Origin of the sequence: Marinitoga sp. 1154, assembly GCF_013363285.1 — a bacterium.
Taxonomy (GTDB): domain Bacteria; phylum Thermotogota; class Thermotogae; order Petrotogales; family Petrotogaceae; genus Marinitoga.
Genome location: NZ_LBFB01000024.1, coordinates 1 through 11,558 on the forward strand (window position 1 = coordinate 1; position 11,558 = coordinate 11,558).

Annotated in this window: 7 protein-coding genes; 6 read left to right on the top strand and 1 reads right to left on the bottom strand. The window is 23.5% G+C overall.

The window, feature by feature from the left end; all coding sequences use genetic code 11:
* Positions 1-289, bottom strand: a 289-nt coding sequence (locus tag XO12_RS09390) for a transposase (RefSeq protein ID WP_175420178.1), incomplete at its 3' end; no start/stop codon positions are given.
* A 96-nt stretch (positions 290-385) separates the two neighbouring features.
* Between XO12_RS09390 and XO12_RS11355 the strand changes: the two genes are divergently transcribed.
* The 6 genes from XO12_RS11355 to pglZ all read left to right on the top strand — a co-directional run bounded on the left by XO12_RS11355 (position 386) and on the right by pglZ (position 11,538).
* Positions 386-517 carry a PD-(D/E)XK nuclease domain-containing protein gene (locus XO12_RS11355; RefSeq protein WP_368493438.1) on the top strand — a complete coding sequence of 44 codons (132 nt, stop codon included), beginning with the start codon at positions 386-388 and terminating at the stop codon, positions 515-517.
* Positions 518-739: 222 nt separating this feature from the next.
* Positions 740-1,330: a DUF1819 family protein gene (locus tag XO12_RS09400; protein ID WP_175420179.1), complete on the top strand. Its 591-nt coding sequence runs from the start codon at positions 740-742 to the stop codon at positions 1,328-1,330.
* Positions 1,327-1,878 (top strand): DUF1788 domain-containing protein, encoded by a 552-nt coding sequence (locus XO12_RS09405; RefSeq protein ID WP_175420180.1) that lies wholly within the window; start codon positions 1,327-1,329, stop codon positions 1,876-1,878. The genes XO12_RS09400 and XO12_RS09405 overlap by 4 nt, the downstream gene beginning before the upstream one ends.
* A gap of 19 nt (positions 1,879-1,897) precedes the next feature.
* Positions 1,898-5,404 carry a BREX system P-loop protein BrxC gene (brxC, locus tag XO12_RS09410; RefSeq protein ID WP_175420181.1) on the top strand — a complete coding sequence of 1,169 codons (3,507 nt, stop codon included), beginning with the start codon at positions 1,898-1,900 and terminating at the stop codon, positions 5,402-5,404.
* A gap of 12 nt (positions 5,405-5,416) precedes the next feature.
* Positions 5,417-9,019, top strand: a complete 3,603-nt coding sequence (pglX, locus tag XO12_RS09415) for a BREX-1 system adenine-specific DNA-methyltransferase PglX (protein WP_175420182.1) — start codon at positions 5,417-5,419, stop codon at positions 9,017-9,019.
* Between the two features lie 14 nt (positions 9,020-9,033).
* On the top strand, positions 9,034-11,538 hold the full coding sequence (gene pglZ / locus XO12_RS09420) for a BREX-1 system phosphatase PglZ type A (RefSeq protein ID WP_175420183.1): 2,505 nt from the start codon (positions 9,034-9,036) through the stop codon (positions 11,536-11,538).
* The last annotated feature ends 20 nt before the right edge of the window (positions 11,539-11,558 follow it).

Consider the following 11,558-nt stretch of genomic DNA (forward strand, 5'->3'; position numbering starts at 1 on the left):
CAGAATCATTAGTATTATTTGAATTAGACTTAATAATACCAGCAGATTCGTAAATAATTGGAGGAACCTTAGAAATATCAGAAATCATAGAACTAGGACGACCTTTTTTTGAATGAAACACATTATCGTCATAATTAGAATCTTTATATTTTTTAACCCATCTTGCAAAAACAGAATCTGGAATAGAATACTTTTCACAAATATCTCTTTGAGTTAATGAATCATCAGAAAGATACTCTTTAACAACAGATAACTTAAATTCTGGTTCGTAATTAGTTCGTTTTCTCATAAAAAACACCCCTTTCTTTTTTTCAATTTTATGATATCACTTTCTTATTTTTTGTCCAAATCTTGTAAGGGGTGAATACGAAGTGCAATTGACGCAATATCTCAAATAAAAGAAAAGAAGTATTATGAAAAATACATAGATAATGCAAATGAAATATACTTAATAGGAGTAAATATCAATTCTGAAAAGAGAAATATTGATGATTATATTGTTGAAAAAGTTATATAAAATTAAAAATATAAATGTCGTTCCAATTATGGAATGGCATTTATTATAATATTTTTGTTTTTTATATTGATAAAAATTTTTTGACTTTTAAAGAAAAAATGATATAATTTAAATGTAGTAAATGTTAAAATTTTGTATAAAAATAATAATATAATACTAGTATCATGGAATTATAAAATAAAATATATTTATTCTATAATATTGAAAATCGGGAGTGATATAATGAAATATACAACATTAAGCGGGGATAGATCCTTATTAAGAGAATTAAAAATCATGATTGAATTATTAAATCAGAATTTTTCAATGGATGAAATAAAAAAGAAAGTTTTTGAGGAAAATTTATTTCAATATTCTTCAACGGCATCAACACAAAGGGTTTTTACAGCATTGAAAAAAAGATTAAAATACATTGACAAAGAGCTTGTTCAAATTTTCATTTCAACATCATATGATACTAAAAGAGCAATAAATTTGTATTTAATAATGAAATCAAATAAACTTATGTTTGATTTTATGTTTGAAATAATAAGAGAAAAATACCTATATAAAAATTTTAAATTAAACGATTTTGAAATAAATAACTTTTTTGAAGAAAAGAAAATCCAAATATCTGAAATTTCTAATTGGAGTGAAAAAACACTAAGAAGAACAAAAACAGAAATAAAAAAAATACTTTATGATTCAGGAATAATTAAAGATAAAAAAACAATGGAAATACAATATATTTTAATAGATGATTCTTTTAAAAAATATATAATTTCAAAGAATGAAGAAATTTTTCTTGAATGCATGGGAGTGTTATTTAGATGAAAATAGAAGAACAATTAAATAAAATCAAAAAGATTATTGAAGATAAAGATTTTTCTAAAAATAAAGGATTAGGAAATGAGATTAGTTTTTATATCTTTGATTATGATCCGAAATATGAAATGGTGGTTAGATATCATTTGGATAAGGTAATCAAAAACATAAAATCAAAAAAAATTAAAGAATTTAATTTATACCATATGCTTATAGAAATGTTAGAAAAAGAAAATTTAATAGAAGATGTAATAAATATGGAAAAAACTGAAGGAAGTGAGGAAGTTTTAAATGCCATAAAAACTTTTGCTCCACCTGATGCGTTTATTGAAAAAATCGCAGAAGAATCAAACGACTTTGAGATAATATTAATAACTGGTGTAGGGCAAATATATCCTTTTGTTAGATCGCATACAATTTTAAATAAATTGCACAGCGTAATTGAAAATAAACCTTTAATTTTATTTTATCCAGGAAAATATGATGGACAAAAGTTGGAATTATTTAATAAATTAAAAGATGATAATTATTATAGAGCATTTCCAATAATAAATTAAAGCAAGGGGGATGGAGAACGTGAAAATAAAAGATATGTTTAAGAAAGATATTACAAGATACATTAAAGGTGTAATTAAAGCTGGTCAAGAAAGTGAGGATATTATATATCAGGAGCTTGATGAATATGTTGTAACGCGAGAAATAAGGACACATTTAAGGAACTTTTATAACATTTATAACGAAAGTTTAGAGAATGAAACTGATGAGATAGGTGTATGGATATCAGGCTTTTTTGGATCAGGTAAATCTCATTTTTTAAAAATATTATCATATTTACTTTCAAATAAAGAAGTTAAAGGCAAAAAAGCCATAGAGTTCTTTAAAGAAAAAATAGAAGATGCAATGTTACTTGCGGATATAGAACGAGCAGCTTCAATAGAAACAGAAACAATATTATTTAATATTGATGCTGAAAGTTCTGCGGATGCAAAATCAGATAAAGATGCAATTGTAAAAGTATTTAGAAAAATGTTTTATAAAAATATGGGATTATATGGTGAAAATGATGAAATTACAAACCTGGAAAAATATTTGTATGAATTTGGAAAATTAGAAGAATTTAAAAACAAATATTATGAAAAAACTGGAAAAAAGTGGGAGAAAGATGGGAGACGAAAATTTCCATTTGAAAAAAATAAGGTAAAAGAAATAGTTGCAGAAATTATGAATATGACAGAAGAAGATAAAAATTTATTTGATTTTAAAAGCCTTGGAAATGATACTTCTATAAAGAATTTTGCAGAAGAAGTAAAAGATTATATTGAAAAAAAAGGTGATGATTTTCACATTATCTTTTTTGTAGATGAAGTTGGTCAATATATAGGTGATAATAATAATTTAATATTAAATCTTCAAACTCTTTCAGAAGAACTTGCAAATCACTGTCGGGGAAAGGCCTGGATAATAGTTACTTCACAAGAAGATATTGATTCTATAACGAAAGTAAGGGAAAAAGATTTTTCAAAAATACAAGCAAGATTTAAAACAAGATTAAATTTATCTTCCGTATCTGTATCTGAAGTTATTCAAAAACGTTTGCTTGAAAAAAAATCTGTTGCTGAAGATATGTTAAAAGTCTTATATGAAGAAAAAAATATACCTTTAAAAAATGCCATTAATTTCAAAAATAGCGTCAATATATTTAACGGATATTCAAATCAAGAAGAATTTGTAAATCTATATCCATTTATACCATATCAAACTAAATTGCTTCAAAAAGTTTTTGAACAGGTTAGAATTCACGGGAGCTCTGGAAAACATCTTTCAGAAGGTGAAAGATCTATGCTTTCTGCTTTTCAGGAAGCTATATTATTATATATAAATAAAGAAGAAGGGATTTTAATACCTTTTGATATATTTTATGATTCAATAGAAAATTTTCTTGCCTCTACAATAAGAAGAGTATTTGAAAATGCCATAGAGAATAATTATTTAAATGATTTTGATATCAGGATATTAAAACTTTTATTTATGTTGAGATATCTTTCAAAAGAAATGCCACCAACAATTGAAAATCTAACGACATTAATGATAGATAAAATAGATCAAGATAAAATAGAGTTAAAGAAAAAAATACAACAATCATTAATCAAACTTGAAAATCAAAATTTAATAGAAAAGAATATAGATAAATATTATTTTTTAACAGATGAAGAACAGGAAATAAATCGAGAAATAAAAAAAATGGAATTAAATCCTTTAGATGTAGATAAAAAAATTATTGAATTTATTTTTGATCAAAATAGCATCTCACAAAAAATAAGATATAACAAAGTAAATGATTTTGCGTATAGTGTAAAAATAAATGGAAGTTTAGTGAAGTACCCTAATTCAGAACTTTTTATAGAAATTATAACCTCTGATAATGAGCTTTATGATGAAGATATAAAATTGTTATCAATGAAAAATCAAAATACCCTTTATTTAAAATTAATAGATGATGAAAAATTTATTGAAGAAATAAAAACTTATTTAAAATTAGCCGAATATATTAAGAACAAAGTACATGATGACCTTTCCAAAACTTTAAAACGCGTCATTGAAGCAAAAAACAATGAAATACCTGCTAAAGAAAAAAGATTACAGTCATTATTAAAAGAAATAATAAAAAAATCAGAGTTTTATATTAATGGACAAAAAATAGATGTTTCTGGTGATTCCACTAAAAGTATTATTGAAAACGCTCTAAAAAATCTAATTGAAATAAATTATCCACGAATGAATTATATAGAACAATCTTATACAGAAAAGCTTTTAAACGCAGAACTTAAAAATTTAAAAATTGATTTAGATGGAATAGATAATTCTAATAATCCAAAAGCAATAAAAGAAGTAACGAATTACATACAATATTATTTAAGTGAAAATAGTACAGTAAAAGATATAATAGAATATTTCTCTAAAATACCTTTTGGATGGCGAAAAGAAGATATTGTTTATTGTTTGATTAAGTTATATCAAAATAAAGAGATTGAATTTAAATATAATAGAGAAAAGTTTACACACGAAAATAACGACTTTCTGGAAAAGTTGCTAAATCGATATAATGAAAAAATTGAAGTTAGAAAAAAGGAAAAAATAGATTCAAAAACGCTGCAAGATGTAAAAAAACTTTATTTAGAATTATTTGATGAATCTCTTGAAAAAGATGATACAGATGAAATTGCAGAAGTTTTAAAAGCAAAAATAAAAGATGAAATTAATACTTTGAGAAATTATTTAAAAGAGTGTGAAATTAATAAATTTCCAGGTATTGAAATAATAAATGAAGGATTAAAAATATTAAAAAGAATTTCTCTTGATTCAAATGATAAAATGCTATTTAAGACTTTCCTTGATTTAGAAAATGAAATTAATGATTGGAAAGATGAATATGAAAAAATAAAACTATTTTTAAAAGATGGAAGCAAACAAAAAGAACTATTTATTAAAGGAAGAGAATATTTGAAGGAATTAGATTCCAGAAAAATTTCTATTAATTATGATCCTGTTAAAAATGAAATAGAGGAAATAAAAAATATTATAAATAGTTCAGAGCTATATACAAAAATAAGAAATATACCTGAGTTGATTCAAAAAATTGAAAATTATGAAAAAGAGAAACTTTCCAAATTAAAAGAAGAATTCAAGATAGAATTTGAAAATGATTTTGATTCATTGCTTTCAGAAAATAACATTTCAGAAAGATTAAAAAATGAAATAAACTCAACTAAATTAAAAATATTAAATACTATTAAAAATGAAAATAATATAGTAATTTTAAAAGCAAATTACCATACATGGTTAAATAATATTAATAAATTAAAAGATAAAATTAAAGAAGAAAAAAGTAAAAGAATTTATCCTGAAATAAAAGTTAAACCTCCTGTTGTAGCAGAAAATGTAGAAATACCGATTAAAATAGTTGAATATATAGAGATTAAGGAAATTAAAAATGAAGATGATTTAGAAAAGTTTATAAATACCTTAAAACAAAATCTTTTATCAGAAATAAAAAATGGAAAAATATTAAAAATAATAGAATAATGGGGGATGGATATGGATAAAAATGCTATTAAAAAGTTTGCTATTAATGCGCGAAAAGAGTTATTAGAAAAGGTTGAACTTAAAGCTAAATTTTATGAATTAACAAAAGATTCAATAAAAAATCCTGAAGAACAAAATAAAAAAATAATTAATGGAATACCATTAAAAACTGAAGAAATAAAAGCAAGAAACAGAATAATTGAAAAAATGAATTTAGATGGATATGAGAATGTTATTGAAGAAATAGCCTATACCTGGTTTAATAGACTTATAGCAATTAAATTTATGGAAAATAATAAATATTTTCCAGATTTCTTACCTTTAGACATAAAAATTCTTTCGATTGAAAATGATATTGAGCCGGTGATAATAAAAAATCCATTTGAAATTTCCGATTATCTTAATCTTGATAGAGATGAAATAAGAATATTAGCAGGGGACTTCAATAAAAGAAATGAATTATTCAAAAAAATTATAGTAAAACTGTGTAATAAACTTCATAAATACATGCCATTTATGTTTGAAGAAATAAATGATTATACAGAATTATTATTTCCAGACAATTTATTTGGAAAAGATTCGCTTTTGGTAAAAATGTCTGAAAATATTCCAGATGAAGATTGGAAAGATGTTGAAATAATAGGGTGGCTTTATCAATTTTATATTTCAGAAAAAAAAGATGAAACAATGTCAAAGAAAAAAGCTTATAAAAAAGAAGAAATCCCTTTTGTTACTCAATTATTTACACCAGACTGGATTGTAAAATACATGACAGAAAATTCTTTAGGAAAATTATGGGTAGAAGTTAATCCTGAAACAAGTCTGAAAGAAAAATGGGAATATTTCCTCGAAGAACCAGAACAAAATGAAGAAGTTAAACAAGAACTTGAGAAAATAAGATACAAAAACGTTAAGCCTGAAGAAATAAAGGTTATAGACCCTTGTTGTGGATCAGGGCATATTTTAACATATGCATTTGATATATTATACGATATATATAAAGAAACAGGAGAATTAGAAACAGAAATTCCAAGATTGATATTGAAAAATAATCTTTTTGGTCTTGATATAGATAAACGTGCTGCACAGTTGGCATATTTTTCTTTAGTAATGAAAACAAGAAGTAAAAATAGAAGATTTTTTAGACAAAATTTTGAGATAAACATCTCAGAAATTATTGAAAGCAATGAAATTGTTGAAAACGATATCGAATTATTAACAGAAAATATGTCAAAAGAAGAAAAAGAGATCACAATTAATCTATTAGAAAAATTCAAAGATGCTAAATTGTATGGCTCTTTAATAGAAATAGAAAATATTGATTATTCTTTTATATTAGATCATTTAACTAATTTAGAAAAAAAATATGAAACTAATTTTTTTAAAAAGGATAGTGTCAATAAATTAAAGGAACTAATTTCTGAAATAATAAAAATCGCAGATATACTAAATCAAAAATATGATGTTGTAATAACGAACCCGCCGTATATTGGAAATAAATATATACACAAAGATCTGAAAAAATACCTTGAAAAAAATTATCCAGATTCAAAATCCGACTTATTTGCTGTCTTTATTGAAAGAAACTTTAAGTTTTTAAAAGAGAATGGATTTAACGCTATGATAACTATGCAATCATGGATGTTTCTTTCATCCTATGAAAAACTTAGAAAAAAAATAATTGAAAATTATACTATTTATTCATTGATTCATCTTGGTTATGGAGCTATAGGAATAGAATTTGGAACATCATCTTTTGTTGTTAGAAAAAATAAGTTAAAAAGTTATATGGGAAAATATTTTAGATTATTTAATAAAATGTCTCAGAAAATCAGATCTGAAATTTTATCTATAATATATAAAAAATCTAATAAAAAAATAAATTTTAGATTTGATTTTGATTCTTACAAAGAAGTAAAAAAAGAGATTAAAGAAAATGGAAATTTATTTAAAATAGTATATTCATTTAAACAAATCAATTTCAAAAAAATCCCAGGATCGCCTATTGCTTATTGGGTTAGTGATAAAATGGTGAAATCATTTGAAAAAGAAAAGATGTTAGGTGAATTTGCAGAACCGAGACAAGGATTAGCAACCAGTGACAATAAACGATTTTTAAGACTATGGCATGAAGTTGATATAAATAATATTGGTTTTGGTTATAGTTCAAGGGAAGAAGCAAAAAAGTCTGGTTTAAAATGGTTCCCATATAATAAGGGTGGAAACTTTAGAAAGTGGTATGGAAATCAAGAATATGTTGTAAATTGGGAAAATGATGGTTATGAAATTAGAAATTTTAGAGATTCCAAAGGAAAATTAAAGTCAAGACCTCAAAATATGAATTATTATTTCAAAGAAGGAATTACGTGGTCAGCAATTTCTTCGTCAAAACCTAGTTTTAGATATTCACCATATGGTTTTATATTTGATTCTAAAGGTCCTATGATTTTTTCGAATTCAAATATGGCAAATTATATTTTAGGTTTGTTAAATTCAAAAGTATCTTTATTAATTTTAAAAATATTAGCACCAACCATTGATTTTAACCCAGGTTCAATATCTAAAATACCTGTTTTTGAAAATAATAAAATATCGTTATTAAATAAAATTAATATATTAATAAATGAGAACATCGAAAATTCAAAAGAAGATTGGGACGATTTTGAAACTTCATGGAATTTTAAAACACATCCTTTCTTAAGATTTAAAGATGAAAGTGGAAAAATAGAAAACGCTTATTATAATTGGGAGAAATATGCAGAAGAAAGATTTTATAAACTTAAACAAAATGAAGAAGATTTAAATAAAATATTTTTAGATATATATGATCTTGCTAATGAAATATCTTATGAAGTTAAAGATGAGGATATTACTATTAGGAAAGCAGAAAGATTAAGAGATGTAAAATCATTTATTTCATATGCCGTGGGTTGCATGTTTGGAAGATATTCACCAGATAAAGAAGAATTAATTTTTGCTGGTGGAAAATTTAATATGAATGATTATCCAAATTATAAACCAGATGAAGATGGGATTTTGCCAATTCTCGATGATGATTATGGGTTTAAAGATGATATAGTGGAAAAATTTGTTAGTTTTGTTGAATATACTTTTGGAAAAGAAAATCTAAAAGAAAATTTGGAATTTATAGCAAAAACCCTAAATGAAAAATCTATTGATCCAGAAGAAACACTTAGAAAGTATTTTATTAAGAATTTTTATAAAGATCATACAAAAATTTATAAGAAAAAACCTATTTATTGGATGTTTACTTCTGGGAAAAAAGGAGCATTTAAAGTTTTAATATATATGCACAGATATAATGAAAATACAATTTCAAAAATCAGAACAGACTACTTATTTAAGATACAGAATATATATGAATCTAATTTTAAGACCATATCAAAATATTTAGAAAATCCTGTAGAACTAAGTAGAAGCAATAAGAAAAAATATGAAAGATTGCATAAAAAATTATCAGATTATATAGATGAAATAAAAGAATATGATACTAAAATCCAGCATTATGCCGATAAAAAAATAGAAATAGATCTTGATAATGGTGTTGAAGAAAACTATAAGCTATTTGAAAGTATTCTTGAAAAAATAAAATAAAGGAGTAGCAAAATATGAATATAAAAAATTTATTAGAAGAAAAATTTTCTAATAAAAATTACTATGAAAATAGAAAAATAGTCTTCTGGATAGATAAAAAAAATAGTTTTAAAGAAGAGTTTGAAACTATAGAAATAGAAAATATTAATAAAATAGTTTTAAATCAAAATAATTTTTTTACGATAAAATATTTAGTTGAAATTGAAAAACTTGAAGAAAATTTTTTGATTTATGTAAATGATTTTGATTTACATTCAAAAGAAAATTGGTTGCTTGATATATTTTTATATTCAGAAATATTTTATGCAGATAAAATTAGTTTGATAATGAATGAGTTAAATTTAAGTTCAAATTTAAGAAGTTTTGTAGAGAGAAATGAAAAGTTTTTTAAAAACAAAAACAGGATTTTAAGTTTAATATCTTTAAAAGAAGAATATTCTTCTGAATTCGAACTTACTATAGGTATGATAAGTGTATTAACAAAATTAAAAGTTATTGACCTTGAGAAAGCAATAAGAAAGATTTTATCTGAAGAATTGAATGATGAAAATAAATTGTTAGAAGATATCTTGAAATTTGTTAATAAAGATGATTTCTGGAATATATTAAAGGAACATTTTGGATATGCTGGTGAGAAAGATTTAAACCTATTTTTATATTATTTGTTTATTACAGATTTAAGCAAGCAGATAAATCCAGCACTTTTAAAAGAATATGAATCACATATTTCCAGTAAAAAGATAAATAATATCATTGTTTTTTTAAATCATTGGAGAAATTCTGAAGACAGAGAGCTGTATAAAGAGCTTTCAGCAAAAATTCAAAAAGAACTTAACCTAGATGAATATTTTAGAAAAATTAATTGTTCATTTGATGAGATTAAAAATGCGGAAACATTTAGATTTTTCGATGAAATAATTATAAATGAAATATTAGATTCTATTGATTCTGGATATTATGATTTTGAAAAATTTCTTAATGTTATAAAAATAAGAAAAGAAAATTTTTGGTATAACGAATTTTGGGAAACATATGAAGGATTGTATTATTATTTAAAAATGCTAGAATTTGAGAAAAAAACAGAGGTTTTTTTCGATAATATTGAGGAAGGTTTTGAGAAATATAAAAAGATTTATTATGAAATGGATTTTTATTACCGAAAATTTTATTTAAACTTTAATTCTAAACCAAATTCACATTTAAATAAATTCATTGAAAAAGTTGAAAATGTATATAACAAATTTACCGAAAATTTAAATGAAATGTGGGATAAACATTTATCAAAATTGAATGGAAATTGGGATATAAGTGGTGTAAACAAACAACAAGAATTGTTTTCTAAACATATTTCCAGTGAAAAAAAGACTGTGGTAATAATTTCAGATGCCTTAAGGTATGAAATTGGAGTTGAATTAAGCAAAAAATTAAAAGAATTACCAGGAAGAGTAACTATAGAAGCAATGTTAAGCGTTATACCTTCAATAACTTCTTTAGGTATGGCTGCTTTAATGCCAAATGTAAATGAAGTTGGAATTAAAAATGAAATAAAAATAAAAGATGATGGCTCAATAATTATAAATGGAAAAAGGACTTCTTCATTTGAAGATAAAACAAAATTGCTTGAAAGCAATAAACAAATAAAAATTTTTAGATATAAAGATTATAAAACACTATCTCAAAAAGAAAAAAGAGAAATTACTAAAGATAAGAAAAAGATTTTAATTTATCATAATACTGTTGACGAAGTAGGAGATAATGCAAAAAGTGAAGATGATGTATTTAAAGCTTGTGAAAAAGCAATTGATGAATTATACAATCTTGTAAAGGATCTTAAGAATAATTTGAGCATTTCTCATATTATTATTACATCTGATCATGGTTTTATATACCAATTTTCTAATCTAAGTGAATTAGATAAATTAGAAAAATTAAATATTAATCAGATAATTTTAAACAAAAGATTTATTTTATCTGATGAAAATATAAAAGCAGAATATGTTCATAAATTCTCACTTTCATATATAAATAATCCAATTTTCTGGGTTTATATTCCAAAAGGAAATTTAAGGTTTAAGATTCAAGGAAGTGGCTTTAAGTATGTTCATGGTGGTGCAACTCCCCAGGAAGTTATAATTCCATTAATAGAATATTCAGCTTCAAGAAAAGATGAAAAAGCTAAACATGTTGAAATTGAATTATTAAATCAAGAAAGAAAGGTAACTAATAATACATATATATTAAAATTTTTCCAAAAAAATCCAATTTCAAATAAATTTTTGCCTTCTGTTTATAAAGTATATTTTGAAGATAAGGATGGAAATATTATTTCAGAAATAGTTGAAATTAATGCAGATTTAGATGATTTAGATAATAGTAAAAGGATTATTTTAAAGAAAATAACTTTAAAAAGCAGTATAAGCAGAAGAATTAATGGAGTGTTGATAATAGAGGATAAAAATAAAAAAATAAAAAAAACATACAATTATGAAATTGATATAGCGTTTCCAGATGAATTTTAACGGGGGTAATAAACATGGAA